Annotated in this window: 23 protein-coding genes, 1 tRNA gene and 2 pseudogenes; 16 read left to right on the top strand and 10 right to left on the bottom strand. The window is 71.4% G+C overall.

The window, feature by feature from the left end:
- The first annotated feature begins 9 nt into the window (after nt 1-9).
- The gene (locus OG948_RS51065) at nt 10-1173 is read left to right on the top strand and encodes a cysteine desulfurase family protein (RefSeq protein WP_331773572.1); all 1164 of its coding nucleotides are present in this window, start codon (nt 10-12) and stop codon (nt 1171-1173) included.
- A gap of 27 nt (nt 1174-1200) precedes the next feature.
- On the opposite strand, the gene OG948_RS51060 is transcribed toward OG948_RS51065, so the two are convergent.
- Nucleotides 1201-1917, bottom strand: coding sequence for an NAD(P)H-binding protein (locus tag OG948_RS51060; protein WP_331771905.1), 717 nt, complete (start codon nt 1915-1917; stop codon nt 1201-1203).
- A 93-nt stretch (nt 1918-2010) separates the two neighbouring features.
- Here OG948_RS51060 and OG948_RS51055 point away from each other — a divergent pair, with 93 nt between their 5' ends.
- The 7 genes from OG948_RS51055 (at nt 2011) to OG948_RS51025 (ending at nt 6313) form a co-directional block, all read left to right on the top strand.
- Complete coding sequence (locus OG948_RS51055) at nt 2011-2694, top strand: TetR/AcrR family transcriptional regulator (RefSeq protein ID WP_331771904.1); 684 nt, start codon at nt 2011-2013, stop codon at nt 2692-2694.
- Nucleotides 2695-3101: 407 nt separating this feature from the next.
- Nucleotides 3102-3653, top strand: a complete 552-nt coding sequence (locus OG948_RS51050; RefSeq protein ID WP_331771903.1) for a hypothetical protein — start codon at nt 3102-3104, stop codon at nt 3651-3653.
- Nucleotides 3654-3656: 3 nt separating this feature from the next.
- Nucleotides 3657-4178: a MauE/DoxX family redox-associated membrane protein gene (locus tag OG948_RS51045; protein WP_331771902.1), complete on the top strand. Its 522-nt coding sequence runs from the start codon at nt 3657-3659 to the stop codon at nt 4176-4178.
- Entirely contained in the window at nt 4175-4738 is a 564-nt protein-coding gene (locus OG948_RS51040) for a hypothetical protein (protein ID WP_331771901.1), read from the top strand. The genes OG948_RS51045 and OG948_RS51040 overlap by 4 nt, the downstream gene beginning before the upstream one ends.
- Nucleotides 4735-5094, top strand: coding sequence for a hypothetical protein (locus OG948_RS51035; protein WP_331771900.1), 360 nt, complete (start codon nt 4735-4737; stop codon nt 5092-5094). The genes OG948_RS51040 and OG948_RS51035 overlap by 4 nt, the downstream gene beginning before the upstream one ends.
- A 151-nt stretch (nt 5095-5245) precedes the next feature.
- Nucleotides 5246-5797 (top strand): hypothetical protein, encoded by a 552-nt coding sequence (locus tag OG948_RS51030; protein ID WP_331771899.1) that lies wholly within the window; start codon nt 5246-5248, stop codon nt 5795-5797.
- A 153-nt stretch (nt 5798-5950) separates the two neighbouring features.
- Nucleotides 5951-6313 (top strand): hypothetical protein, encoded by a 363-nt coding sequence (locus OG948_RS51025; RefSeq protein WP_331771898.1) that lies wholly within the window; start codon nt 5951-5953, stop codon nt 6311-6313.
- Here OG948_RS51025 and OG948_RS51020 read toward each other — a convergent pair.
- A pseudogene (locus tag OG948_RS51020) lies at nt 6291-6995 on the bottom strand (helix-turn-helix transcriptional regulator); the annotation flags it as partial. The gene OG948_RS51025 and the pseudogene OG948_RS51020 sit on opposite strands and share 23 nt — an antisense overlap.
- Nucleotides 6996-7104: 109 nt before the next feature.
- Here OG948_RS51020 and OG948_RS51015 point away from each other — a divergent pair.
- Nucleotides 7105-7326, top strand: coding sequence for a hypothetical protein (locus OG948_RS51015; protein WP_331771897.1), 222 nt, complete (start codon nt 7105-7107; stop codon nt 7324-7326).
- Complete coding sequence (locus OG948_RS51010) at nt 7323-7784, top strand: VOC family protein (RefSeq protein WP_331771896.1); 462 nt, start codon at nt 7323-7325, stop codon at nt 7782-7784. The genes OG948_RS51015 and OG948_RS51010 overlap by 4 nt, the downstream gene beginning before the upstream one ends.
- A gap of 82 nt (nt 7785-7866) precedes the next feature.
- On the opposite strand, the gene selB is transcribed toward OG948_RS51010, so the two are convergent.
- From selB to OG948_RS50995, 3 genes are all read right to left on the bottom strand, one after another.
- Nucleotides 7867-9654: a selenocysteine-specific translation elongation factor gene (gene selB, locus OG948_RS51005; RefSeq protein WP_331771895.1), complete on the bottom strand. Its 1788-nt coding sequence runs from the start codon at nt 9652-9654 to the stop codon at nt 7867-7869.
- 116 nt (nt 9655-9770) lie between these two features.
- Nucleotides 9771-11126, bottom strand: coding sequence for an L-seryl-tRNA(Sec) selenium transferase (selA, locus tag OG948_RS51000; RefSeq protein ID WP_406300707.1), 1356 nt, complete (start codon nt 11124-11126; stop codon nt 9771-9773).
- 24 nt (nt 11127-11150) lie between these two features.
- Nucleotides 11151-11247, bottom strand: a tRNA-Sec gene (locus OG948_RS50995).
- Nucleotides 11248-11311: 64 nt separating this feature from the next.
- Here OG948_RS50995 and selD point away from each other — a divergent pair.
- The gene (gene selD / locus OG948_RS50990; protein WP_406300911.1) at nt 11312-12322 is read left to right on the top strand and encodes a selenide, water dikinase SelD; all 1011 of its coding nucleotides are present in this window, start codon (nt 11312-11314) and stop codon (nt 12320-12322) included.
- Between the two features lie 139 nt (nt 12323-12461).
- Here selD and OG948_RS50985 read toward each other — a convergent pair whose 3' ends face one another.
- Complete coding sequence (locus OG948_RS50985; protein ID WP_331771892.1) at nt 12462-14111, bottom strand: carboxylesterase family protein; 1650 nt, start codon at nt 14109-14111, stop codon at nt 12462-12464.
- 260 nt (nt 14112-14371) lie between these two features.
- Between OG948_RS50985 and OG948_RS50980 the strand changes: the two genes are divergently transcribed.
- The 5 genes and pseudogenes from OG948_RS50980 (at nt 14372) to OG948_RS50960 (ending at nt 23526) form a co-directional block, all read left to right on the top strand.
- Complete coding sequence (locus OG948_RS50980) at nt 14372-15229, top strand: hypothetical protein (protein WP_331771891.1); 858 nt, start codon at nt 14372-14374, stop codon at nt 15227-15229.
- Nucleotides 15230-16441: 1212 nt separating this feature from the next.
- Nucleotides 16442-18250: pseudogene (locus OG948_RS50975) on the top strand (non-ribosomal peptide synthetase); the annotation flags it as partial.
- Nucleotides 18251-18495: 245 nt separating this feature from the next.
- A complete protein-coding gene (locus OG948_RS50970; RefSeq protein ID WP_331771890.1) occupies nt 18496-20619 on the top strand; it encodes a Pls/PosA family non-ribosomal peptide synthetase in 2124 nt (707 codons plus the stop codon).
- Nucleotides 20620-20812: 193 nt separating this feature from the next.
- Entirely contained in the window at nt 20813-22174 is a 1362-nt protein-coding gene (locus OG948_RS50965) for a diaminobutyrate--2-oxoglutarate transaminase family protein (RefSeq protein WP_331771889.1), read from the top strand.
- An 86-nt stretch (nt 22175-22260) separates the two neighbouring features.
- The gene (locus OG948_RS50960) at nt 22261-23526 is read left to right on the top strand and encodes an aspartate kinase (protein WP_331771888.1); all 1266 of its coding nucleotides are present in this window, start codon (nt 22261-22263) and stop codon (nt 23524-23526) included.
- Between the two features lie 130 nt (nt 23527-23656).
- Here the strand turns inward: OG948_RS50960 and OG948_RS50955 are convergent, their stop codons facing one another.
- The 4 genes from OG948_RS50955 to OG948_RS50940 form a co-directional block, all read right to left on the bottom strand.
- A complete protein-coding gene (locus OG948_RS50955) occupies nt 23657-24817 on the bottom strand; it encodes a hypothetical protein (RefSeq protein WP_331771887.1) in 1161 nt (386 codons plus the stop codon).
- A gap of 18 nt (nt 24818-24835) precedes the next feature.
- A complete protein-coding gene (locus tag OG948_RS50950) occupies nt 24836-25147 on the bottom strand; it encodes a calcium-binding protein (protein WP_406300706.1) in 312 nt (103 codons plus the stop codon).
- Nucleotides 25148-25214: 67 nt separating this feature from the next.
- Nucleotides 25215-25775: a DinB family protein gene (locus OG948_RS50945; protein WP_331771886.1), complete on the bottom strand. Its 561-nt coding sequence runs from the start codon at nt 25773-25775 to the stop codon at nt 25215-25217.
- Between the two features lie 157 nt (nt 25776-25932).
- A complete protein-coding gene (locus tag OG948_RS50940) occupies nt 25933-26685 on the bottom strand; it encodes a class I SAM-dependent methyltransferase (RefSeq protein WP_331771885.1) in 753 nt (250 codons plus the stop codon).
- Nucleotides 26686-26789 lie beyond the last annotated feature (104 nt).

Here is a 26789-nt window from a genome sequence, read left to right as displayed (position 1 = left end):
GTGAACGCAATGGCGCAAGGCGGCCCGGCCCTCGCCGACGGACCCATCTACCTGGACTACAACGCGACCACCCCGGTCGACCCGCGTGTCGCGCTCGCGATGGGGCCCTTCCTGACCCACTGGTTCGGCAATCCCTCCAGCGATCACCCCTACGCCGACGAACCGCGTGCGGCCCTGGCGACGGCACGCGCCCGGGTCGCGGCCCTGCTCGGAGCGGATGCCGAGCGCATCGTGTTCACCGGTTCCGGCTCCGAGGCCGATCAACTCGCGATCCGCGGCGCGGTCCTGGCCTCCGAGGCCGCGCGGCCGCACGTGATCACGCAGGTCACCGAGCACCCGGCGGTCCTGGAGACATGCCGCGCGCTCGAGCGTCTGCACGGCGTACGCGTGACGTATCTGCCGGTCGACGCCGACGGACTGGTCGATCCCGGCCGACTGGCCGCGGCGCTGGACGCCGACACCGTCCTGGTGTCGGTGATGGCCGCCAACAACGAGACCGGCGCCCTCCAGCCCGTCTCCGAACTCTCCGCGGTGGCCCACGAATACGGCGCGCTGTTCCACTGCGATGCCGCCCAGGCGGCCGGCCGGATCCCCCTCGACGTGCGCGACCTCGGCGTGGATCTGCTGACCGTGGTCGGGCACAAGATGTACGCCCCCAAGGGCACGGCCGCCCTGTACGTGCGCGCGGGGCTCGCCCTGGAACCGGTGGTCTACGGGGGCGGCCAGGAGTACGGCCTGCGCGCGGGCACCGAGAACGTCGCCTTGGCCGTCGCACTGGGTACGGCCGCGGACATCGCGGCGGCCGAACTCGCGGACGGCGCGGCGACCCGAATCGCGGCGCTGCGCGACGACCTGCACCGCCGCCTGGCCACCGCGCTGCCCGGTCGCGTACACCTCAACGGCCCCGAGAAGGAGCGCCTGCCGAACACGGTCAACATCAGCATCGACGCCACCGTGGGCCACGAACTCCTGGCCGCCGCACCGGACTTGGCCGCGTCCACCGGTTCGGCCTGCCACCGCGGCCGGCACACCCCCTCCCCGGTCCTGACCGCGATGGGCATCGCCCCGGAACGCGCACTGGGCGCGCTCCGGCTGTCCCTCGGACGATGGACCACACCGGAGGACATCAGCACCGCCGCGACCGCCCTGATCAACGCGGCAGGCGCACCGTGATGTCGATCCGGCCGACCGATGTCGGTGCTATGCCTGCCCCCGGGCGCGCCCGCTGTGCGCGAGGGCACTGGGAGTGCTGCAGCCGACGATCGCCGGGGCCTCCCGGACGAGCGTGTCGTCGGTGAGCGCCTCCACCATGAACAGCGCGAAGTCCACCCGGCGGGTCAGGTCGCTGGCCAGTACCGGGTCGCCCACATGCCGGCTCCATACCGGCAGTCCCTGACTGTCGCCCTCCTTCAGGGTGCTGCCGCGCACCACGGTCCACCGGGTGTCGCTTTCGAACACCCGGCGGCACGCCTCCACTTGGTCGTCGATCTCGACGGCGCGGACGAGCTTGCCCAACACGGCGGCGATCCGGACGCCCATCGTGAACATCCGCGAATACCGGTCCTTGCCGTCGCGGGTGATGTGCCAGCCGCAGGAGAAGACCAGGCGCGCGCCCGGCCGTGCGTGGTCGAGCACCGCCTGCGCCGTGCCCGACGCGTACTGCCGCACGCCCCACGGCACCAGTACCGTCAGGACCCCGTCGCAGCCGGCGACCGCCCGCCGGATCACCTCCGGGTCGTTCGTGGGCCCGGGAACGACGGTGATCCGGCCGTCGAACGCGGCCAGCTTGGGCACGCTGCGCTCGCGACACACGCCGACCACCTCGTAGCCGCGGTCCAGCGCCTGCCGGACCATGTACTGCCCGAGCTTCCCCGAGGCTCCGACGATGCAGACCTTCTTCATTCGATCCGTGCCCATGGCGCGGCCCTTTCGTCGAAATGATGACCTTATGTTGTAAGGTACGCTAGCCTTATGTTGTAAGGTAGTCAACAGAAGCAAAAGGAGGAGCGGATGAGCGAGGAAGGCAGGCGCCGACGCGGGGCCTCGGCGCGCACGCCGCTCAGTCGCGAGCGCGTGATCCGCACGGCGGTGGCGGTCGCGGACCAAAAGGGTTCGGCCGCGCTCACCATGCGCGCGATCGCCGAGCCGCTGGGCGTCGAGGCGATGTCGCTCTACCACCACGTCGCGGGCCGGGACGACGTGCTCGACGGCATGGTGGACGCGGTGTTCGGGGAGATCGACCTGCCACCGCGCGACACGGACTGGAAGAGCGCCATGCTCCTGCGAGCGTCCTCCGCCCGTTCCGTACTCCGGCGCCATCCGTGGGCCGTCCCCCTGCTGGACTCCCGCACCCGACCCGGCCCCGCGACGCTGCGCCACCACGACGCCGTCATCGGGGCATTGCGCGCCGGTGGGTTCTCCGTCCGGATGACCGCGCACGCGGTGTCGCTGATCGACAGCTACGTGTACGGCTTCGTGATCCAGGAGTCGAGCCTGCCGTTCGGCGACTCCGCGGAGTTGGACGAGGTCGCGGGCGCCATCCTGCGGGAGATGCCCGCCGACACCTACCCCCACCTCACCGAACTCGTCACCGAACAGGCCCTCGAACCCGGATACGACTACGCCGAGGAGTTCACCTTCGGCCTCACCCTCATCCTCGACGCCCTGCACCCGGACGAAGTCGTGGGCGGCTAGCGCCTCCCCCGCGCGACGCGGCGGAAAACCGGCTCAGCACCGCGCTTTCTGGTGCTCGGCGCGCCGGCTCGGAATCCCGTCACGACCGAACATGGCCGGCGAGTGCGTCGACAATCCGCGGCGTGGCCGGAGTCGCCCGCCGGCGCCGGGGCCGCGCATCCGGATCGGGCCGGCCACAACGGCCCGGTCGGAGGCGAACACGGGTCAATGCGGCGCTTTTCGCGCCCCCCGACCGGAAATTCGGGTTGCGAGATTCCACGTCGCAATATTCTCCCGGTTCACTTTCCCTTTCCTCGGCCGAATTCCGGCCACCAGAAACACTGGGCATGGATCTCATTGCCCTTCCCTCGGCCGTCGGCCAGCATCGAGAAGTTCGTGCGGGTCCGGATCGACGCCGAGGAGAGTGCATGAACGGCAAAGTACGGCTGTCCCGACGGGAAGCCCTGAAAGTGGGCGGCGTATTCGCGGTGGGCGCGACCGTGGTCCTGACCACGGGCGTGGGCACCGCGGGAGCCGCCGAAACCGGGCCGGCCGATGCCGGCTCGAACGCCGGCACCGGCAAGCGCGGCGACCTGGCCCGGGTCACCGGTGTCGGTGGTACCGGTGCCGGCGCCGCCCGCGCCGGCGTTCTGCAGGTGGCGACACCCGCCGCACCGGTGGGCAACGCACTGCGCGCGGCCGGCGAGGAGGTTCCCTATGTGGGCTTCCCGGACAACTTCACCCTGCGGGCCGGCGATCTGGTCACGGTGACCGATCAATGGCCGGGTGTGGCGATGGCCGCGGTGCCGGTGTGTCGCTGGGTCACGGGGGTGCCCAAGCGGCAGAGGAACGGGGACTTCACCGTCGCGGGACGTCGGGTCGTCGAATCCCCGCTGCTCCGGGAGGGAAAGCGGATCAGGGTCTGCCTCCTGGACACCGAACTCCCCGACGCCCAGGTGCTGAAGACGCTGGCAGCCTGATCGATGATCATCGCGTCGGCCGCCGTCGTACGGTTCGTGGCGGCACTCGTCCTGCTCTACGCGGCGGCGCAAAAACTGGTCGCGCCAAGGCTGTTCCGGCCGACGTTGCACGCCCTGCGGATTCCGGGGGTGGGCGCCGTCACCATCCTGGTCCCACTCGCGGAGATCGGTGCGGCCGTCGGCCTGGTGTCGTTTCCGCACGCGATGCCCACCCCCGTCCTGGTGACCGGCTTGGGGGTGTCGTTCGCCGTGGTCGCCGCGGTGGCGATGCGGCGTGGCGAGCGGATCCGGTGCGCCTGCTACGGCGAGGCCGGTGACGCGGTCCTGGGTGTACGGCAGATCGCGGCCCTGCCGGTCTGGGTGGGTGTCGCCCTCGTCGGTTTCCTGGCCCCGGTCGGGGCGACGAGCGGTGTCCGGTACACCGCGGCGCTCGGGCTCGTCACGGCCGTCGCGGTGATCGTGGCGAAGCTCGTCCCCTTGGCCCGTGAGAACCACTCCTACATGCAAAGCAGGGAAACCCCATGACGTTCCTGTGGGTGGCCGTCGGCGTGCTGAGCCTGCTCGTGGCCATCTGTGTACTCGCTCTCGTCGATCAGTATCGGACCCTGGAACTGATCCGCGCCAAGCTCAAGCTCGAGGACAACCCGACCCCGATCGAACTGCCCCTGGAGCGGGACCTGTCGCCGTCGGCGATCGGGATGACCGCGGACCTGGACGCACTGGAGCACCTGGTCCTGCTGTTCCTGTCCACCTCGTGCAACACCTGCCGCGCCATCGCCGAGGCGATGAACGGCCGTCCCCCCAAGGGGGTTCGGGTCGTGCTGGAGCAGGTGCACAGCGCGGAGGAGGGCGCGAAGTGGCTGGCCGAGAACAACATCCCGGCGCAGTTCGCGACGGTCGACGTCACCGGTGACATCGCGTCCGCGTTGGGCATCGACGTGACACCGTCCGCCGTGTTGTACCGCCTGGGCGCGCCGATCGCCGCCCAGACCATCCCCTCCTACCGGCAGCTCGAGCCGCTGCTGTCGGTGCCCAAGTCGATGCCGAAGCTCAAATACGCTGCTGAAGGGACGATCTCGGCATGAGCATCACTCAAGAATGCGTGCAGGTCGCGGACACCGACATCGAGCCGCGCAAGGGTGCCCGCGGCATCGGGGTGAAGGCGCTGGCCGGGGCCTCCGCGTTCATCGCGGGTCTGGCCACACTGATCAACGCCACCCCGGCCGCCGCCGACTGCCAGGGATCGCCGTGCTGTTCGCTGGCGAGCTGCACGATGTGCAACTACCGGGTGGCCCACGACCGCTTCTACTGCCCGACCGGCTACAACCGCACGGTATGGAGTTGTGTCTCGGGCAGCTCCATGTTCTGGTGCGGCGAGTGCTCCGGCGGCACGAGTTGCTGGAACGGGCCGTTCGCGTGCTCGATCTGGTTCAACAACTAGCCGGGGACGACGCCTCATGCCCTTGATCACGTTGTGGACGGTGAGCATCGCGGCGATCGCGGGGTTCGCCCAACTCTTCAGCCCTTGAGGCCAGTCCTTCATCGGAGTGATCCGCCCCTTCGTGCAAGGGGATTCCGACACCGGACGGCGGATGGCCGTCCGTTTCGCCGCGACGCTCGCCGCGGGTCACCTCGCCATGTCCGGCCTGTTCGTGGCGTTGCTCTACCAGATCGGTACCGTCACGGCCGGACACCTGCCCCGCGATGTCGCGCTCGGCACCTGTGTCGTGGCCGCCGTCGCCGCGATCGGCGTGGACGCGCGCGCCGTCCGCGACAACGGGTATTCCCTGGGGTTCCGACGACAGACGTCGAAATCCCTGATGCACGACGAGGGCCGGCCCTGGTGGGTCACGCCCCTGTTCTGGGGTCTGGACACCGGGCTGATCGGCAGCACCTTCCGGGTCTCGTGCACGTCGTGGGTGCTGCTGTTGGCCGCGCTGCTCAATGTCGCGCCGCAGTGGAGCGGGCTGGTGTACGGGTTCTGCTTCGCGATCCCGTTGTTGGTCTCGATCGTCGCCGGAAACGGCGAGGGGTTCGGGTACAAGGGTTCCCAACCTCCGCTGCGGATGGCCCAGTCGGCCGGACTGGCCATCCTGGGCACGCTCCCGATCGGCATGTTGTGGGGTCTGTATGCGATCGGGTGAACCCATGAGGATGGAATCGAGCCGATGAGGATGGAAACGACGCGGCGCGTGGTCGCCGCGACCCTGGGAACCGTCGTCGCGTGTGTCGGGTGGTCCGGCTGCGCGTCGAACGGGGATCGGGGAAGGCAAGCGGCGGGGTGTGACGATGCCGTCGTGCCCACCGATGCCGGGTTGCCCCAAGCCCTCCACGACGCGGGTTCGCCCCGCGTCGTGGGCGGCGGCGGCATCTGGTTCTACGCCCCGAACACCGGCCACTGGGGTGACCTGTTGTCCGAGCGCGAGGAAGGCTCCGCGGGCAAGTACCCGTTGTGGGTGGGGGATTCGTCCGCACCCACGGTGACCGTCCGGGGCGTCTCGGGAACCCGGGGCGTTGGTCGGGCCGAACTCGCCCCGACCGCTCAGGGACTGCCCGGCCCGTTGCCGATGGGCGTCGAAGTGCCCGGGCCCGGGTGTTGGTCGGTGACCGCGCACAGTGCCACGGGCACCGCGAGCATCACGGTGCGGGCGAAGACGTAGCCGAGCCCGAGCCCGAGTTCGGGTCGGTCTCCGGATCCGAGTCCGGCTCGGGTGCGAGCGTCGCGCCGGCCGCCGGCAGTCGCTCCGCGAGCACGCGACAACGACTCACCGGTTCCGGCAGGTCGAGTATCTCGAAGTCGTGCCCGAGCAGGAGTACGTGCATCAACACGACGTCGAGGTTGCCGGCGCCGCTGAGCACCTCGCAGCGCTTGCCGCCGCGTGGTCGCACCACGGCCGCCGACGCCGAGATCTGCGCGCGCACCGTGTCGGCCGAAGCGTGCACGAGAAAGCGCGCCCGGTGCGGGTAGACCCGACTCGCGACACCCTCCTGCACGTACGTCGCCGCGTCCGGCGCCGCGCGCGGCCGAAAACGCCAGGTGCGGGCGGACACGGCGGTCATCCGATCGACCCGGAAGCTGCGCCAGTCGTCGCGATCGAGGTCGTAGGCGAACAGGTACCAGCGCCGGTCGGAGGCGACCAGGCGGTAGGGCTCGACCCGCCGCCGCCCACTCCCGGAGTCCCGGGTGCCCCCGGATCCCCCCGAACTCCCGGTCGGACAGTCGAAGCCGGCCTCGACCTCGTCACGGCAGGCCCTGGCCGGCGTCATGAGCACCTCGGGGTCGACCGACGTACGGCCCGCGCCGAACGACTCCACCGAACCCGAAAGCGCACGCACCTCGTGAGCACCCGCTCCGTCGTACCCCGCTCGTCACCACGCGCCACGTCCATATCGAACACCCTGCCGGCCATGGCGGACAGATCCCGTCCGCCTATGGTGTCAGGGTGGGTCCATGGACGCGGACGTGATCGACGGGAACCGGACGCCGCGCGAGCGGTGGGAGGTCCGCCGGAACCGCCGGCTCCGCACCCGGCTCGACGGCCTCACCGAGGCGACCATGGCCGATCCGGCGCCGCACATCCACCGCGACCCGAGCCACCGCCCGTCCGAGGTCCGCCGGCCGCGCGACCTCGATCCGCACATCCGACCCGCCATGAACGGAGCAACCCGATGAGCCGCCACATCCAGGTGACCTTCGACGCCCACGACCCGGGGGCGCTGGCGTCCTTCTGGGGCGAGGCGCTGGGCTATCTCATCCCCGGCCCGCCCGGAGTCGACCTGCCCGAGGGGGCCGACCCACTGGCCGCCTGGGACGAGTTCCTCGCGCGGATCGGCGTGCCCGAGGACCAGCGCAACACACGGTCGGCGCTCGAGGACCCGGACGGAAACGGTCCGCGAGTGTTCTTCCAGCAGGTACCCGAGGGCAAGGTCGCCAAGAATCGAGTGCACCTCGACGTGCGGGTGACTCCCGGGCTACAGGGGGAGGAGCGCATGGCGGCGTTGGAGGCCGAGTGCGCCCGGCTCGTCGCGTTGGGGGCCACCCGGGTGCAGCGCCACGAGCCCGCTCCGCCGCTGGGCAGCGGCCACATCGTGATGACCGACCCCGAGGGCAACGAGTTCTGCCTGGACTGACCCGCCCCTACCGCGGTCGCCGGCCGGCCCGGCCGCCCTTGCGGTCGAGCCCGGCCGGCGGTGGCGTGAGGCGCTTCCCCGGCTAGCCGGGCACGGCTCCGGACCCGTCGTCCCGCACCACGATCCGGCGATCGTCCGGCAGGCGGCGGATGTGGCCCGTGCGCTCCAGGTGTTCCAGGACGGGCATCGCCACCCGGCGCGTGGTGTGCAGCGCGGCCCGTGCCCGCGCGACGGTGAAGGGCTGCTCCAGTACGGCCAGCCGACGCATCGCCTCCCGCGGCGCGTCGGGCAGCAGGAGTACCGCGTCGGCGGCCCGGAACAGCGCGCCGGCGCGCACCGAGGCCGCCACCTCGCGCCGGCCCAGGCCGAGTGCGGCCAGGCCCTCGGCCGTGCGGGCGGCGAAGGGGGCGTGGGTGAGTTCCTCGACCAGTACGTCGACCGCCGCCGCCACGCCGGCGGGCAACGCCGTGGTCCGGGCCCGGTGCACGATCCGCCCGTGCCGGACGGTCAACGGCGGGTCGACCAGGGCCAGGACCAGTTCGCGATCGGCCAGCCCGAGCGTGCGCCGAGCCTCCTCGACGGACAGCCCCGCGTCCAGGTCCCGATCGGCGTGTACCGCGTCCACCAGGCCGCGCAGCCGTTCCCGTAGTGCGTTCCAGTGCGTCGGATCCGCGAGCCAGTCGCCGACCACCGCGGCCCGATCCGTGTCGATGCCCATCGCGCCGAGATCCCGGCGGCGTACCAGCTTGCGCCGGGACAGTTCGCCGGCCTCGTCGGGGATGTCGCGCATGCCGGCCAGCTCGACCGCGCGGGCCGCGGCGGCGCCCCGGCGCCCGCGCAGTTCCGGCGGGCGCACGTCCAGGATCACGACGCCGCCCAGGATCCGGCGCAGCCCCGGATCACGCAACAGCGCCCGCTCCCCCAGCCGCAGCGGCAAGGCCGTCTCCGCTCGCAGGCGCGCGGTGTCGGTGCCCAGCGCGCGCACGCGCACCGCGACCGCCGCCGAGCCGATGTGCAAGACCGCGCCGCGCGGCAGCGAAGCGGCCGGGTCGCCGTGCACGCGTACGTCGAACTCGCCGGTGGAGACGAACCGTTCGGGGGTCAGCAAGGCGTCCCCTCGGCCGATCTCGGCGACTTCGACGCCGCGCAGGTTCACCGCGACCCGGGCCACCGCCGCCATCTCGGAGACCGCCCGACCCAGGGCCTGTACGCCGCGCACCCGCACCCGCCGGTTCGTCGAGGCGATCGTGTAGGTGTCGCCCACCCGCACCCGGCCCGCCGCCAGGGTGCCGGTGACCACCGTGCCGCTGCCGCGGATGGAGAAGGAGCGGTCCACCCACAGCCGTACCGGCCCGTCGGTGACCGGGGTCGGCAACGCGTCGGTGACCCGCGCCAACGCGGCCCGCAGATCGTCCATGCCGTGTCCGGTGCGGGCGCTGACGGCCACCGCCTCCACCGCGCCCAGCGCGGACTCGCCGATCCGCGCGCGGGCCTGCGCCATCGCCGGTCCCGGGTCCGCCAGATCGGCGCGGGTGACCACGAGCAGGCCGCTGCGCACGTCGAGCGCGTGCAACGCGGCCAGGTGCTCGGTGGATTGCGGCATCCATCCCTCGTCCGCCGCGACCACGAACATCACCGCCGGGGCGGGTCCCACTCCCGCGAGCATGTTGGTCACGAAGCGTTCGTGCCCGGGGACGTCGACGAACGCCAGATGTCCGCCCGAGGGCACCCGCGTCCACGCGAAGCCGAGATCGATGGTCATCCCCCGCCGGCGCTCCTCCGCCCAGCGGTCCGGCTCCATCCCGGTCAGGGCCCGCACCAGCGTGGACTTCCCGTGATCGACATGCCCCGCCGTGGCAACCACCCGCATCTCACAGCCCCCCGCGCGGGCGTGGGGCCGCGCCCGGCCGTCGCGGGCCGCGAACGGCCCGCCCCGTGGACCCGCGCACGACCGGGATCGCCCCGCCCCGGACTCGCACCCACACCTCACGCCTCCGTGTGTGCGCGTACGACCGCCGCGATCACATCCGGGTCCCGGTCGGCCGGCACGCAGCGCAAGTCGAGCAGCAGCCGGCCCTTGTCGACTCGTCCCACGACGGCGGGTTCGCCGACGCGCAGGGGTCCGGCGAGTTCGTCCGGCAGCGCGACGGCGAAGGATGCCAGTGCCACGCCCGGCGCTCCCCCGCCACCGACCCGGCCCTGTGCCTCGACCACCCGCGCGGGCACCCCGGCCGCCTCCAGTGTGGCGGCCAAGTCCGAGGACCGCTCCGCGAGTTCCCGGGCCGGGGTGTGCAGGGCGGCCGTCACCGGTGGGCGTGGCCCGCGCAGGGTCGCCTCCAGGGCCGCCAGGGTGAGCTTGTCCACGCGCAGCGCGCGGGCGAGCGGGTGCGCGCGCAGCGCGGCGATCACGTCGGCGTGCCCGAACAGCAGTCCTGCCTGCGGGCCGCCGAGCAGTTTGTCGCCGCTCGCGGTCACCAGCGTCGCTCCCGCGCGCACCATCGACGCCGCGTCGGGTTCGTCGGGCAACAGCGGTTCGGGCGAGAGCAATCCGGAGCCGATGTCGACCACCACCGGACAACCGAGCGTGGCCAGCGACCCCACATCGACGGCCGCGGTGAAACCGGACACCACGAAGTTGGACGGATGCACCTTGAGCACGAAGCCCGTGTCCGGGCCGACCGCGTCGGCGTAGTCGCGCAGGTGGGTGCGATTGGTGGTGCCCACCTCGCGGACGCGCGCGCCGGTGGAGGCGATCAGTTCGGGCAGTCGGAAACCGTCGCCGATCTCCACCATCTCGCCTCGGCTGACCAGGATTTCGCGTCCGCTCGCGAGCGCGGTCGCGGCCAACACCAGGGCCGCCGCACCGTTGTTGACGACATGTACGGCCGGGGCGTCGGGCACTGCCGCGGCCAGCGCCGCGAGAGCGGAGCGTCCGCGCGGGGCGCGCCGGCCGGTGCCGAGGTCGAACTCGACGTCGGTGTGACCCGCCGCGTCCGCCACCGCCCGGATCGCCGCGTCGGACAGCGGCGCCCGGCCCAGGTTGGTGTGCACCACGACGCCGGTGGCGTTGAGCACCGTACGCCCTTCCGGGGCGTGCTCCGCGAGCGCCGACACGACCGTCCCGACCAGCCGTTTCGGCGTCAACTCGCCGCTGCGGACCGCCTGTTGGGCGGTGTGGATGGCGTCCTTGACGGCGGCCCGGCCCAGCCACCGCAGCGGTTCCGCCAACGCGGGGTCGGCCAGGACCGTCCCGGTCGCCGGCGTACCCCGACGCGGATCCGCGCCCGGCCTCGGTCCGTCTTCCCTCGTACGCACGCGTGGTTCCCCCGGAGACCCGGTCATCCGGGCACCCGGTCGGGTGCCCGGTGGCGGAGGCGGACGGGAATCGAACCCGCCCGGCCCGGATATCCGGACCACATCGGTTTTGAAGACCGAGGGGGGCACCAGCCACCCGAACGCCTCCATGCCGCCGACTCGGGCGGAATGTGTCACCAACTGTCGGACTGCGTAAGCATGATGACATGACCATGTCTTCTGTGTCCGCCGGACTTCGCCTGACCCGATACGCACACGGCGGCGGATGCGCGTGCAAGATCCCACCGGGCGAACTCGAGGCCGTCGTCGCCGGGCTGATCCCCGATGGGGCCGACGACGGCGCACATCCCCTGCTGGTCGGCCTGGAATCCGGCGACGACGCCGCCGTGGTCGGCTTCGGCCCCGGGAACGCGCTCGTCCTGACCGCCGATTTCTTCACCCCGGTCGTGGACGACCCGTACGACTGGGGACGCATCGCCGCGGCCAACGCGCTGTCCGACGTGTACGCGATGGGCGGACGGCCGATCGTCGCCGTCAACCTGCTCAGCTGGCCGCGTGACGTATTGCCGATGGAGGTGGCGGCCGAGGTGCTGCGCGGCGGCGCAGACGTCGCGCGGATCGCCGGCTGCCTGGTCGCCGGCGGTCACAGCGTCGACGACCCGGAGCCCAAGTACGGCATGGCCGTCACCGGCTCCGCCGACCCGGAGCACCTGCTGCGCAACGGGGCCGGCCGCGCGGGTGTCCCGCTCACCCTCACCAAGCCGCTGGGGGTCGGGATGCTGAACAACCGGCACAAGAGCACCGGCGAGGTCTTCCCACAGGCCATCGCGTCGATGACCGCGCTCAACGACGTCGCGAGCCGGGCCGCGTTGGCCGCCGGCGCGGTCTGCGCGACCGACGTCACCGGCTTCGGGCTGCTGGGCCACCTGCACAAACTCTCCCGCGCGAGCGGTGTCACCGCCGTCGTCGACACCGCGGCGGTGCCCTATCTCGAAGGCGCCCGTGAGGCCCTTGCCGCCGGCTACGTCAGCGGCGGCAGCCGCCGCAACCTCGACTGGGTAAGTGCCCACCTGGACGCGGGCAAGGCGGACGCGGACGAACTCCTGCTTTTGGCCGACGCCCAGACCTCCGGCGGACTCCTCGTCGCCGGCGAAATCCCCGGCCACCCCGTGATCGGCGAACTCGTGCCCGCGCGCCCGGGAGTCACGATCGCGCTGCGCTGATCGGGACTCGCGCCCCCCGGGGCCGGGCTACCACCGGCCCCGGGTGGGGCTCGGGGCCGGGGGCCAACGCCCGGGAACCACCGCTCCGGGGTCGCTGTCCGAAAGAAGCAGACCACCTCACGGCGCTGCCGCCCCGGGGCTATGTCCCGAGCAGCGGCACCACCGGAAACGTGTGGTCGCGCCAGATCAGGCGGGAGGTCTCCTCCGGGTAGGCGACGACGGCCCGCCGGGTGTCGAACAGCCGCACCAGGCGTCGTTCGAGGTCGTACGCCGGCCAGCCGGGATCGCCGTGGGCGGCGAACGCCGTCCACGCGGTGCGCATGGCCGCGGACAGCGCCTCGGCCTCCGGGGACGGGTGCTCGCCGATCAGCACGGCGGGCTGACCGCGATCCAGGTTGCCGAAGACGAGCGGCACGTCGAGGCCGTGGCAGGCGCCGAAGACACCGTCCATGCCCGGAGCCGACCAGGTCAGCTCGTACATGTGCGCACGGCCGCCGCCGGCGATCTGCGCGTGGGCGAGGTGAGCGGACGGCATGCGGAACAACCAGTCGGAGCGGACCAGTTCGTACAGCTCGTCCGGGCCGGCGGCGGGAAACCCGTCCCGGTAGGCGCGTGCGCCGTCCGGGCCGGGAGCGAACACGTCCAAGGCGGCGGCGGCCTGTTCCCGGGTCACCCGGCCGAGCAGACCGTCGAGCATGGTGAGCAGTCGCTGTTCGTCGCGGGTGTGGCCGACGAGGAGTTCGACGTCCCGGCCGGCGCCGTCGGCCAGCGCCTGCCACGGGGTGACGGGCAGTGTGTCACCGTCGACCACCGGCGAGAACGGAATCGACGCGTGCGCGACCCGGCCCCAACGTCGCGCCCACTGGGCCGTCTTGGCGCCGACCGCGTCACCGGCGGCGGACAGGCGGTCCGGGGCCACCGTGGACAGGTCGGCCGCGGTGGGCCGCAGCCCCAGTTCGGCGGCGCAGACGCCGGCGATGTCGGCGGCGAGCTCCGGCGAGAAGTACGTGCCCTGCACGCTCTGCGCGACGGCGCGGCCGAACAGCCCGGCCGCGCGCGGCATCGCGAGCAGCGCGGCGACCGATCCGGCGCCCGCCGACTGGCCGAAGACCGTGACGCGCTCCGGGTCGCCGCCGAAGATCCGGATGTTGTCCCGCACCCATTCCAAGGCGGCGATCTGGTCGAGCAGACCCCGGTTGGCGGGCGCACCCTCGAACTGCCCGAATCCCTCGAGACCCACTCGATAGTTGAACGTCACCACGACGACGCCACCCTCGCGCGCCAGCCGCACGCCGTCGTACTCGGGCAGACCGGATGTGCCGATCGTGTAGGCACCACCTTGGATCCACACCATCACCGGCAGTCCCGCACCCGACCCGGAGTCCGGGGACCAGACGTTGACCGTCAGCCAGTCGTCGTCACCCACCGCGTCCCGCGACAGCGCGTCCATGCCGAACACGCCGCCCTGGGGCGGCGGTGGCCCGTACGCCACCGCCTCCCGCACTCCGTCCCAGCCCCGCACCGGGCGCGGCGCGGCGAACCGCAACGAACCCACCGGCGGCTCGGCGAACGGGATGCCGCGGAAGACCGCCACACTCGCCTCCCGGCTGCCGTGCAGCACGCCGGCCCCGATACGGACCTTGGGCCGGGATCCGGACGGCTCCGACGCCTTGGACGCCTTGGCTGTCCTGGTCAGGTCGTACGGCTCGTACGGCTTGGACGGCACGGACCGCTCGGACGGCTCGGACGGCTCGGACGGCTCGGACGGCTCGGATGCGTCAACGGTCATCGCAGATCCCTCCATGAGCAAATGGCGCGCGAGCACAGCCAGGTTTCGCGTCGGCCCCGACACCGCACATCGTCCTGCCCCGTCCGGACCCGCGCCGGCCATTTACCGACGACCCGGACTCGGCCGACGGCGTACCGCCGAATCCCTCGGGGTCCCTCGCCTTCGGGCAAGGGTCCCTCGGGATCGGGACGCGATCTTTCGTCCGCCCGTGGGCGGCGAAAGACTCGTGCCCTCGACCGATCCATGGGGGAACTCAGCACATGCGCAGCGCACGATTTCGTCTTGCGACCCTTGCCGTCGCCACGTCGGTGCCGTTGTTGTTCGCATCCGCGTGCGACTCCGACTCCGGAACGGACGACAAGGGTGCCAAGGGGATCGTCACGACCGGCGCCGCGGCCGATGGGCCGGGTCGGTCCCAGGCGCCCGGCCCCGCCGACCCGAACGGCTCCGGCACGGCGGGCGCCAAGTCGCCCTCGGCGACCCCGAATCCGTCGAGCGGCGGCGGGTCGACCGGATCGGCGGGCCGGGTGCTGACGCAGGATCAACTCTCCTCGGTGGTGGTGACGCAGCCGGAGATGAACACCGGGGCGGACTACACCAAGGATGTTCCCAACCCCCGTGTCCTCGGCGGGAAGGAGACCGCCGAGCGGCCCGAATGCCAGCCGTTCGTCGACCTCATGCTGCCCGGCAACGGCACGCCCGCGCCCCTGGCCGCCATCAAGGCCGCGACGTCCGCGGACTCGACCCCGGTCGACCCGATGCCGAGCCGCGTCGACATCGTCGAGTTGTACGCCTTCGGCCCGGGCCAGGCGGAGGACCTGCTCGCCAAGGGCCGCGCCGCCCTCGCCGCGTGCTCGACCATCACGACCAGGGACGAGCAGGGCACGCGCACCACGATGGCCTACACCCGGGCGAACGGGCCCGCCCTGGGCGACGAGTCCCTCGCGGCGACGGCGCAGGACCCCGAGGCGGGAGCGAGCGGCCTGTTGCTGGTGCGGGTCGGATCGCACCTCGTGCTCGTATCGACCGTCGACCTGGAGAGCACCAAGGCGGTCCAGCCCAACCAGACCCTGGCCCGCACCCAGGTGGGCAAACTCCAGGCGGCCGTGCGTTCCTGACCGGAGCGGCGTGCCGGGATCCGCCTCCGGGCACGCCGCGACGAGGACCGGTCCGAGGGCTTCACCCCGGGTGGCGAACGCGGGTGTCCCGCACCCCGCGCATGGGACAAAACAGCGGCCCCGGGAGCGTCGAGGCAGACCCGAGAGGGAAGCAAGAGGGAACCGAGGGAGAGTCTTTGCCCCTCCGACGGCCCGCACGGGCCGCGAGGCCGGTTTTCCCGCCCCGCTCTCGGGCCGGATTTCGCCGTGGCGGCGGCGGTTCGACTACGCGTCGTGTTCGAGTGATTCCGTCGGGTCCGACCATCCGGGCCGCTTCACGGCCCCGGCGGGACGTCGCCCGGCCCACCTCCGCCGAAGATCCGGAACGCCGGCGGCGCAGCGCCCGAAGGGCACACATTCCGACGATCCCCTGGTCGACCGGCTTGGTTCCCAGCCGGCTCCGGCGGCGTCGGGGATCCCCCCGAGGGCCCTCGGCGCACACCCGTCTCGTCCCGAATTCCACCCCGACGGGACATTGCCGCCGTTGCCCACAGGTTCCTGCGAACGGCCGCCGTCGGGTCACTCGACGTATGCGCCCACCCACGCCAACGGGCCAACGCACGTTGGCTCGTATTCACCTGTTGGCATCCGTACGCCCGAATCTATTTTTCATTTCGACTTCAATCGTGTCCGCGAAGAAAGTGCAATCCTCAATCGAGGCCGCGAAAGGCAGCGGGATCGTGATCCTTCCGGGGAGGAATGATCACGGCTTCGAATTACATCGGATGCCGGGTCTCCGTTGTCGCGCAGCGTCGAGTGTCGGTGGAAGAGCGGCGCGGGCATCCTTATCCGATCGTCCGTCGCGGTTTCGCCCCCGGGCAACGTCATTTCGCGAGAGCGTCCTTCGCGCCTCGGCGGTTCGCCGGAACCTGCCGCGCGCCACCACGGGCGCCATCCCACCCCGGGCGGAATGCCACGCCTGCGCCGGCGGATGGCTCCTCCTTTGCCCCGATAAGGCTTTTCACCTGCGCCGATGTTGCACATCCGCACGCCCGCACGCCCGCACCCTCTTGCACATCGCACACGCGGCGCCGGTCACGCCGCCCGCGCCCGGCCGCGTTCGGCCGCGCGCCGATCAACGGCGATCCCGGTCGTGCATGTGGATCAACAATCCAATAGGACACGAATCAAATAATTCAACGGGCTTTACATAAATCCCATACGAGGATCCCCATGACCGCTGCGAGATCTACTCCGGGACCGGCGAAGACGGTGATCGCCTCAGATATATCACCGCCGGCGACCACCCTCGACACCACACCGATCCGAACCCTCCCGCATTTCTTCGAACGCTCCTGCGACCGCAATCCGGACGCGATAGCCGTCGTCTGCGAAAACATCGAGCTAAGTTACGCGGAAGTAGATTCACGGGCCAACCGGCTGGCGAATCTGCTCCGGAGACGCGGCGTGCTTCCGGGACACACCGTCGGAATCCTGCTCGAACGATCGATGGACACCTACGTCGCGCTCCTCGGCGTGATCAAGGCGGGTGCCGCCTACGTCCCGCTGGACCCCTCCTTCCCGGCCGAACGCATCGCCTTCATCACGCGGGACGCCGACCTGTTCGACCTGGTCACCACGTCCGGCCTGCGCCACCGCACCGCCGAATCGGCCTGTCCCCGCCTGGAACTCGACAAGGCGGCCCACGAACTGGCCGCGCAGTCCGACCGGCGACCCGACATCGACATCGAGCCGAGCTCGTGGTCGTACGTGATCTACACCTCGGGAACCACCGGCCGTCCCAAGGGCGTGGCCGTATCGCACGCGAGCATCGCCAACTTCCTGCGCGTGGTCACCCCGATCTACCGGGTCCAGGCCCGGGATCGGGTCTATCAAGGGCTCTCGATCGCCTTCGACTTCTCGGTGGAGGAGATCTGGCCCGCCTGGATCGCCGGGGCGACGCTGGTCGCGGGCCCCGCCGACGGTCGGCGGGTCGGCGCGGATCTGAGCGGCTTCCTCCTGGCCCACGCGATCACCGTGCTGTGCTGCGTACCGACGCTGCTGACCACCATCGAAGCCGAACTGCCCAGCCTGCGCAGCCTCCTGGTCAGCGGTGAGGCGTGCCCCGCGGATCTGGTACGCCGCTGGTCACGTCCGGGCCGACGCATCCTCAACGCCTACGGGCCGACCGAGACGACCGTCACCGCCACGTGCGGCGAACTCGAACCCGGTCGGCCGGTCACGATCGGCGTGCCGTTGCCCACGTATCGCGTCTACATCCTGGACGAGCGCCTACAGCCGGTCGGCGAGGGCGTCGGCGGCGAGATCTGCGTCGGCGGTCCGGGGGTGGCCGTCGGCTACGTCAACCGGCCCGAACTGACCGCCGAACGCTTCGTGCCCAACCCGGTCGAGCACGAACGGGCCGAATTCCCGCGCGTCTACCGCACCGGCGACCTCGGCAGGTTCACCCCCACCGGGGAGATCGAGTACCTGGGCCGCGTCGACACCCAGGTCAAGATCCGCGGCTACCGCATCGAGTTGGCCGAGATCGAGGAACTGTTACGCGAGGACGCCGCGATCGAGAACGCGATCGTGACCCCCCTGGAACGCGACGGCGTCGTCCAGGAACTCGTCGGCTACGTCACGCTCACCGATCGAACCGACGGCACCAACAACTCCGACAACGGGAACCACACGTCCCACGAGGCGCTCCGTGAGCGACTGCGGGTGGCCCTGCAAAGACGCCTCCCCGACTACATGATCCCGTCCTTCGTCGAGGTCCTGCCCGAATTCCCGCTCCTGGCCGCCGACAAGGTCGATCGTGCCACTCTGCCCGCCCCCACCTCGCCACCGCTGAAACGGCGTTCCGACACACACGTCGCCCCCGCGACCCCGTGGGAAGGGCACCTGGCCGCGCTGTGGAAGGAGATCCTCGGCGGCGAATCGGTGTCCGTCGAGGACGACTTCTTCTGCGACCTGGGCGGCCACTCGATGTCCGCCGCCCGACTCGTCTCGCGGCTGCGCCGGGAGCCGAGGCTGCGCGGCGTGGCGATGGGCGACCTGTACGCCCATCCCACCATCCGCGGCCTGGCCCACTTCATCGAGACCGAGACCGAGACCGAGAGCGAGACCGAGACCGAGACTGCGATTGCGACCGAAGCCAGGGCCGAACCCGAGGCCGAGGCCGGAACCGAAACGGGACCCGAAGCCGAAGCCACGCCCGGATCCCCGCCGTCGGCCTCGACGACCCCCAACCGCCCCCGTTCCTGCGTCACTCGAACACCCGGGTGCTCACCTGCGGCCTCGCGCAACTGGCCTGCCTGTACGGCTGGTTGCTGTTGTTCGGCTTGCCCACGATGGTGCTGCTCTACCGACTGTTCCTGGTCTGGCGGCTTCCGGTGCACCGGCCCGCCGACGGTGGCGTGCTCGACCGACTCACGCACATGAACCTCCCCGGCTTCGTGCTCCTGGAAGTCGGCTGGATCCTGCTGAGCCTGCTGATCCCGCTGCTGGGCGGCCGATTGCTGATGCTCGGCGTACGGCCCGGGCGGTATCCCCTGTGGGGTGCGACCTACCTGCGGTTCTGGCTGTACGGCAAGATCCTCGCCTTCAGTCCGCTCGCCTTCCTCACCGGTTCCCCCCTGCTGGCCCCGTGGTTGCGGCTGCTCGGAGCCCGGATCGGCCGGGGCTGCCACCTGTCGGCCGTGATCGCCCTGCCCGCGCTCGTGCAGATCGGCGCGGGCACCAGCATCGGCTACGGTGCGCGCCTGCAACCGTACGTGGTCGAGAACGGCCGGTTGCTCCTGGCGCCCATCCGCATCGGCTCCGGCAGTTTCGTCGGCACCAACAGCGTCGTCCTGGCGGGCGCGGTGATCGGCGACCGGGCCTCGGTGGGCGAGCAGTCCCTGGTCCCCGCCGACCACGTGGTGCCCTCGGACGAGCACTGGGCCGGATCGCCGGTCACCCGCCAGGACGCCGCGCCCGCCCTGTTGGCGGCACTTGCCGCCGAGGACGACGAACGACCGTGGACATGGCCGGTGTTGCTCGGGTTCGGCGCCGGGGCCCTCCTGCTCGCCCTGGTCCCGCTGTTGATCGCCGCCGGGGCCGGCGCCCTGGTGGGCTGCGTGGCCTGGCAGTTCGGCTTCGGCTGGGCCGTCGCCGCGACCGCCCTGGCCGGTCCCCTGGTCATCCTGCTCACCTGCGTGCTCGTGCTCCTCGTCAAGTGGGCCGTACTGCCGCGCGCACGGGCCGGCATCCATCCCGAACGCAGCGGCTTCGGCGTGCGCAAGTGGATCGGCGACGGCATGATGACCACCAGTCTGACCGTGACCCACTCGCTCTACTCGACGCTGTACCTGGTGCCGTTCCTGCGCCTGCTCGGTGCCCGCATCGGGCGCTGGTCCGAGGTGGCCACGGTCGGCTTCATCGATCCGGACATGCTGATCATCGGCGAACGCAGCTTCGTGGCGGACGTCAGCGTCGTGGGCCCCGCGGTCTTCCATCGCGGCCATGTCTCGCTCGCGCCGGCCGAGATCGGCGCACGCGCCTTCGTCGGCAACGGCGCGCTCGTACCCGGTTCGTGCCGACTCGGCGAGAACAGCCTGCTCGGCGTGCACTCCCTGGCGCCGACCCGACCGACCGACCCCGAGACGACCTGGCTGGGCTCACCCGCCATCTTCCTGCCGCGCCGCGAGGCGAGCCGGGACTTCCCCACGAAGCTGACCTACAACCCCACCCGGGGCCTGATCGCGGCGCGCCTGGCCATCGAGTACTTCCGGGTCACCCTGCCCGCGACGATCGCGACCCTGGCCGCGCCGGCCAGTCTGTACGTCTCCATCCGGGTCGCCGAGAACGTCCCGCCGTGGGTCCTGTTCCTGCTCGGCCCCGCTCTCTTCCTGGCCGTCGGGGCGGGCTCCACCCTGGCCGTGGTGGTGCTCAAGTGGCTGGTCATCGGCCGCTATCGGGCCCGGACCGAACCGCTGTGGGGTATCTGGGTGCGCCGCACCGAGGTGATCACCGGGCTGTTCGAGAACCTCGTCGTACCGAGTCTGCTGAACTTCCTCACCGGCACGCCGCTGATGGGCCCGGTGTTGCGACTGTTCGGCGCCCGCATCGGCCGGCGGGTCTGGCTCGCGACGACCTACCTCACCGAGTTCGACCTGGTCGAGGTCGGTGACGACGCGGCGGTGGCGGAGGTGACGTCGTTGCAGACCCACCTGTTCGAGGACCGGGTGATGAAGATGTCCGAAGTCCGGGTCGGGGCGGGTAGTTCGGTGGGCACTCGATCCGTCGTGCTCTACGACGCGCGGGTCGGCGCCGGCGCGGTGTTGGACGCGATGTCACTGGTGATGAAGGGCGAACACCTCCCCGACGGCGCCCGTTGGCGCGGCATCCCGGCCCGGCCCGGCTGAACCACGGCACGGTCCATCGCTGTTCCGCTCCGGCTGCGGCCGGGTTCCGAGTTCGCTCCCATCCGCCCGGCCCCGGTTCCCATCGCGTTCCGGTCCATCCCGCCCCGGTTCCCGCCTCGCTCCCATCCACCCCGCCCATCCGCCCCGTCCCATCCGCCCCGTCCCATCCGCCGCCACGCCATCGGAGAGCCTCATGGCACCGCTCGCCCAACACACCATGACCCGGCCGCGAGTCGACTGCGACCTTCCCGGCCCGCGTTCCACCGAACTGCTCGCGCGCCAGGAGCAGCGCGAGTCCACCGCCCGCACCTATCCCCGGCACCTGCCCATCGCGTTGGCCGAAGCCTCCGGCAGCTTCGTGCGCGACGTCGACGGCAACGTCTTCATCGACTTCCTCGCCGGCGCCGGGGTGTTGTCCCTGGGCCACAACCACCCCGAGTTGGTGCAATCCGTCGTCACGCAGCTCGGCGTACTCACCCACGGCCTCGACTTCCCGACCCCCGTCAAGGACCGGTTCCTGGAAGCCCAACTGTCCATGTTGCCTCCGGGGATGCGAAACCGGACGAAGGTGCACTTCTGCGGCCCGACGGGAGCCAACGCCGTCGAGGCGGCGATCAAGCTCTGCAAGGTCGCCACCGGCCGCGGCGACATCGTCACCTTCCAGGGCGGCTTCCACGGCAGCACCCATGCCGCGATGGCCCTGACCGGGCTCGTGACGCCGAAGGCCGCCGTTCCGCACGGGATGCCCGGCACCCACTTCTTCCCCTTCTCCTACTGCGCCAGGTGCCCGCTCGGCCTGAGTCCGGACACCTGCACCACCAACTGCGCGGACTACCTGCGGCGTTCGCTCACCGACACGCACGGCGGCATCCCGCTCCCGGCCGCGGTGATCCTCGAACCGGTCCAGGGCGAGGGCGGCGTCATCCCCGCCACCGTGGACTTCGTTCGCCGCCTGCGCACGATCACGCGTGAACTGGGCATCCCGCTGATCGTCGACGAGGTCCAGACCGGATGCGGGCGCACCGGAACCTGGTTCGCCTTCGAGCAGTACGACATCGAGCCCGACGTCATCGTCGCGTCCAAGGCACTCAGCGGCATCGGCGCACCGGTCGCGCTGATCCTGTACGACGAGAAACTGGACGCGTGGGCGTCCGGCGCACACATCGGCACCTTCCGCGGCAACCAACTCGCCTTCGCCGCCGGTGTCGAGACCGTCCGCATCGTGCGCCGCGACGACATCCTGGGCAACGTGCGCCGACGCGGGTCGCAGATCCGCGAGCGCCTCTTCCCGCTGCTCGCCGACCCGTGGGTGCGCGAGGTACGCGGCAGGGGCCTGATGTGGGGCATCGAACTGGCGGACCCGGACACCGGCATGCCCGCCGGCGACTTCGCCGCCGCCGTCCAGTCCCGCGCGCTGCGCCGCGGACTGATCGTCGAACGCGGGGGTCGCGGCGACGGCGTGGTACGCATCCTGCCGCCGCTCAACGTCGCCCCGGACGTCGTGGACATCGCGTGCTCGATCCTCGTCGACGCCATCGAGGCCGGCAATCCGTAGACCGGCGCCGCGAGGTCGGCCCGATCGGGTCGGCCTCGCGGCGATCGGCCGCCCACCACCGGCAGCGTCTCGAGGAGACCTCCCCCATGGTTCTCATCGTCCAGAAATACGGCGGTTCCTCGGTGCACGACACCGAACGCATCCAGCGAGTCGCCGAACGTGTGGTCGCCACCCACCGGGAAGGCCACGACGTCGTCGTGGTGCTGTCCGCCATGGGCGACACCACCGACGAACTGCTCGACCTGGCCCGGCAGGTCTCGCCCCTCCCCCACCCGCGCGAACTCGACATGCTGGTCACGGCCGGCGAGCGCATCTCCAATGCCCTGGCCGCGATGGCGATCCGCGCCCTGGGCGCCCGGGCGTGCTCACTCTCCGGCCCCCAGGCCGGGGTGTTCACCACCTCGGAATACGGCAACGCCCGTATCGTCGAGGTGGCACCACGGCGCGTGCGCCGGGAACTCGACCGGGGTGTCATCGTCCTGGTCGCCGGGTTCCAGGGATTGAGTCGGGCCACCGACGACATCACCACGCTGGGACGAGGCGGCTCCGACACCACCGCCATCGCCCTGGCCGCCGCGCTCAAGGCCGACGTCTGCGAGATCTACACCGACGTGGACGGCGTCTACAGCGCCGACCCGCGGATCGTCCCGAACGCCTCGCTCCTGAGCCACATCGGCTACGAGGCGATGCAGGAGATGGCGGCGGCCGGCAGCAAGGTGCCGGCCCTGCGTTCGGTCGAGTACGCGCGGCGCTGCGGCGTGCCCATCCACGTGCGCTCGGCGTACGGCGACCGGCCCGGAACCACGGTGTCGGGCGCGCCCGACACCGCCGACGCCGGGCAGTCGACGATCACCGGCGTGGCGCACGACACGTCCGGGGCGAAGGTCACCGTGACCGGTGTCCCGAACGACTCCGCGACGGTGGGCCGGCTCGTGCGCACGGTCGCCGACGCCGGGGGCGAGATCGACATGCTGGTCCACAACGCGGCGCCGGCGAGCGGCGGACGCACCGACCTCACCTTCGTCCTGGCCGGGCAGGGCGCGCTCGCCGCACTGGTCGCCCTGCGCGCGTGTGCCGCGGAGATCGGCTTCGAGGAGGTGAGCCACGACGAGGACGTCGGCAAGATCTCGCTCATCGGCAGCGGCATGCGCACCAGCCCCGGGATGACCGCGACGTTCTGCGAGACGCTGGCGGCGGCGGGCGTCAACATCGAGATCATCTCGACCTCGGAGATCAGAATCTCCGTGCTGTGTCGCACCGCCCGAGTCCCCGACGCGGTCCGCGCCCTGCACACCGCATTCGACCTCGACGCAACCACGCCGGCCCCGATCCACGCGGGGACCGGCCGATAGCGACCGGATGCGAGGCCGTGCGGGGCTGTCCGGCCACGGCGTCGGCGGCCCCCGCGGGTACGAAGGGCCGGTCCCGGAGCGGGCGGGTCGCCCACACCGGCACGGCACCGCAGGCCGCACACAGCGCGCGTCAGGCGGGGAAGGTGGGCAGGCCCGCCTTGTCGAGGCGGGCCAACAGCGCGGTCTTGCGCCTGTGTTGGCGGCGAAATTCGGCGATGCGCGGGGTGAAGGTGTGCAACGCATCGCCCCTTCGCGCAAGTTCGGCGAGGCAGGTGAGCAGTTCGACGGCCTCATCGTAGTCCCGGTTCCGCCGTGCGGCGATCAGGGCGTCCACGCGCAACCAGGCTCCGGGTACGTCCGCCGCGAGGGTGTCGAGGTGGCGTTCGCGGGTCTTGGCGGCCTGTGCGGCGCGACGGGCCTCCTCGGCCACGCGTCGACGGTCGGCGGCCCGCGTGCGAGAGCGCCGCCGTTCGACCGCATCGGCCAGGAGTTCGGCGACCGTGCGGCCGGCCGCCGCGGGTTCCTCGGCGAAACCGCGGTACCCGCGCTGCAGTTCGGCCCGCACCTGTGCATCGTCACCCTCGGCGACCCGGAGCAGGTAAGCGTCCTTCTCCCGGGTCGGCAGGGCCCCGATCCAAGCGGCGAGCCGAGGCTTGGCCGTCTTTCGTCCCGGGCGCGACAGCGGTGAACTGTCCGCTGCGGCCGCCAAGAGGTCCCCGTCGACGCGCAGGAAGTCGGCCAAGGCGCGCTGCGGCCCGGTCAACACGGACATCCCCGCCGGGAGCGGCGGCGGTTCGTATCCGCTGACGGACTCCACGTCGAATCCCGCCGCACCGATGCCGGCGAGCCAGGCCACGTACAGCCCGCGCAGGTCACCGGCGGCCACCTCGGCCCGGATCCCGATGAGCGAGGACAGCGTGTACTCGGCATCGTCCTCCCACTCACCGTCCTCGTCCTCACCGACGAGGCTCACCAGGGTGTTGCCGTCGGCACCCCACACTTCCACGGCCTCCGGGACGCGGTAGCGGGCAGCGGCGGCCGGGTCGAGCAGCGCGCCGGGGAACTTGAACAGCACGTGTCGGCTGCCCCAGTTCGCGAAGTAGAGGTGGGCGTCGTAGTAGCGCTCCACCAACCGGCGTGGGTCGCCCCGGAAGTCGCCCCACTGGTAGTCGTTGACGAAGCGTGTACGCGTCATTCTCGCTCGCGTCGACATCGCGCGCACCGCGGCGAACTCGTCGTCGTCCAGCGGCCTGTCCACCGCCACGAATTCGTAGTACTGGTACTCGCTCACGACACGCCCCTGTACGCGCTATCCGACCCACAGCCGATAGGCCTCGATCCACTCCGCGCCTTCCGGCTCCGGATCGGGCAATGGGAGGTCGAGCAGTCCCACGACCTGCCGATGTTGCCCCGCGACGCACACCGCGACGATTCCGACCGCAGGCCGGGAATCGATCGCCTTCACCGTGACGGGTACGCCGAGCACGGCCGTGCTGAACGGCAACGCGAGGTGTTCCTCCAGCATGGCGAACAGCCCGCTTTGTTGCTCGTCCTCGTCCCAGCAGTCGACGACGGCCTCGGCCACCATCGCTTCCAGGATCTTCCGGTCCGGAGTTCGCACGGTTCGACCATATCGACTCGCGCGTCTCCGGGACGGTTCCTTCGGAAAGCGATCGTCAGAGTGCGGGTTACAGGCCGATTGCTCCGTCGATGCGTTCGCGGAGGAGGTCGGCGTGGCCGTTGTGGCGCGCGTACTCCTCGACCATGTGCACGAGTACCCAGCGCAGGGACACCGTGCCGCGCCACTCGTCATCGCCCTCGACGTCGAGGTCGGACGCCTCGATGGTGAAGCGCTCGGCGAAGGCGACCTCCGTACGCCAGGCCTGCCAGGCCTGCTCGACGATCGCGGCGTCGGGCACCGCGCCGTCGAAGTCGCCGTCGGGATCGGCCGGCGAGGAGAACCGGGCCGGTGCGTCCTGGCCGGCCAGCACCCGGCGGAACCAGCGCCGCTCCACGTCGGCGAGGTGGCGCACGATGCCGAGCAGGGAGAGGGTGGAGGGTTCCACGGATCGCCGGGCCAATTCCGGGCCCAGACCGGCGCACTTCAGTTCCAGGGTCGCGCGCTGGGCGGCCAGGATGTCGGTCAGGATGCCGAACTCGCCACCCGTGGTGGGGCCGTCGAAGCGCCGGTTGGTGGCAACGCCCACGATCAGGTCGCCTCGTCTGGTCGGATCGGTCGTGTCCGTCATGGTCGGCCATCACGATCTGCCCGGTAGGGCCTAGGAATTGTCGGGGACTCGGGGACTCGGGGACTCGAGGACTGGAGGACGCGGGGGCTCGGGGACTGGAGGACGCGGGGGCTCGGCGCCGCGCCTTGTCGGCGAGGTCGCAGGGCCGAGGCCGAGGTCAGGTCTTGACGGCGTGCAGGATGCGCGTACCTCGTGGGCCCGTCGTGTCGTCGCGGATTTCCAGTCCGGCCCGCCGACACTGTTCGTTCAGCCAGTCCGAGGCGATGCGCAGCTTGGGGTAACTGCCCGCCCGCAGGCTCCAGGTGTCCCCGCTCCGGGTGTGCAGGAGGTCGTGGACCATGACGGTGTCCTCGTCGACGTACTCCAGGAAGCACGTGAACACGCGATCCCGGTCGCCGCGTACGGGGATGAACCGGTCCGTCCCGTGCAGGGGTCGGGACTGGTCGCGATAGGTGACCACGAACCGGCCCCCCGGAGCCAGTGCACGCGCGGTGTCGGCGAGCAACGCCGTCACGTCGGCCCTGCTCGGCAGGTGGGGAAGGGTGTCGCCCATGCACACGACCACGTCCACGGTCCCGGGTCGGGCGACCTGCGGAAGCACGCCGCGGATGTCGGCGTGGACCGGGTCGATCCCGGCGATGTCCCGCGTGTGCCGGACGAGTTCGGCCGGCAGGAGCTTGCTGCTGTCGACTGCGACGACCGACGCGAAGCCGGCGCGGGCCAGGGCGAGCGTCTGTTGGCCCGGACCGCATCCCAGGTCCACGGCCACGCCCGGAGCAGGCCCGGGCAGCACGCCCAGGTCGCGGAGCAGCGCGGCTTGTCCGGCGGCGAGTGCTTCGATGTCGTCGCCGAGCATCCAGGTGTACTGCTCGGCCAGGAGTCGGTCGTAGTGAACGGTTGCGTCGGTCAAAGGTCTCGATCCTTCGTTCTGGGTCGACCGGTTGAACGGTGAACCGGTCCGCACGCGGCGCGCGTCGATTGGTCGGCTCCGGCCTCAACCCCGGCTCCGGCCTC

Origin of the sequence: Embleya sp. NBC_00888 (assembly GCF_045207655.1) — a bacterium.
Taxonomy (GTDB): domain Bacteria; phylum Actinomycetota; class Actinomycetes; order Streptomycetales; family Streptomycetaceae; genus Embleya.
The sequence above is the reverse complement of the archived record's forward strand: the minus strand, read 5'-3'. Positions and strand labels throughout refer to the sequence as shown.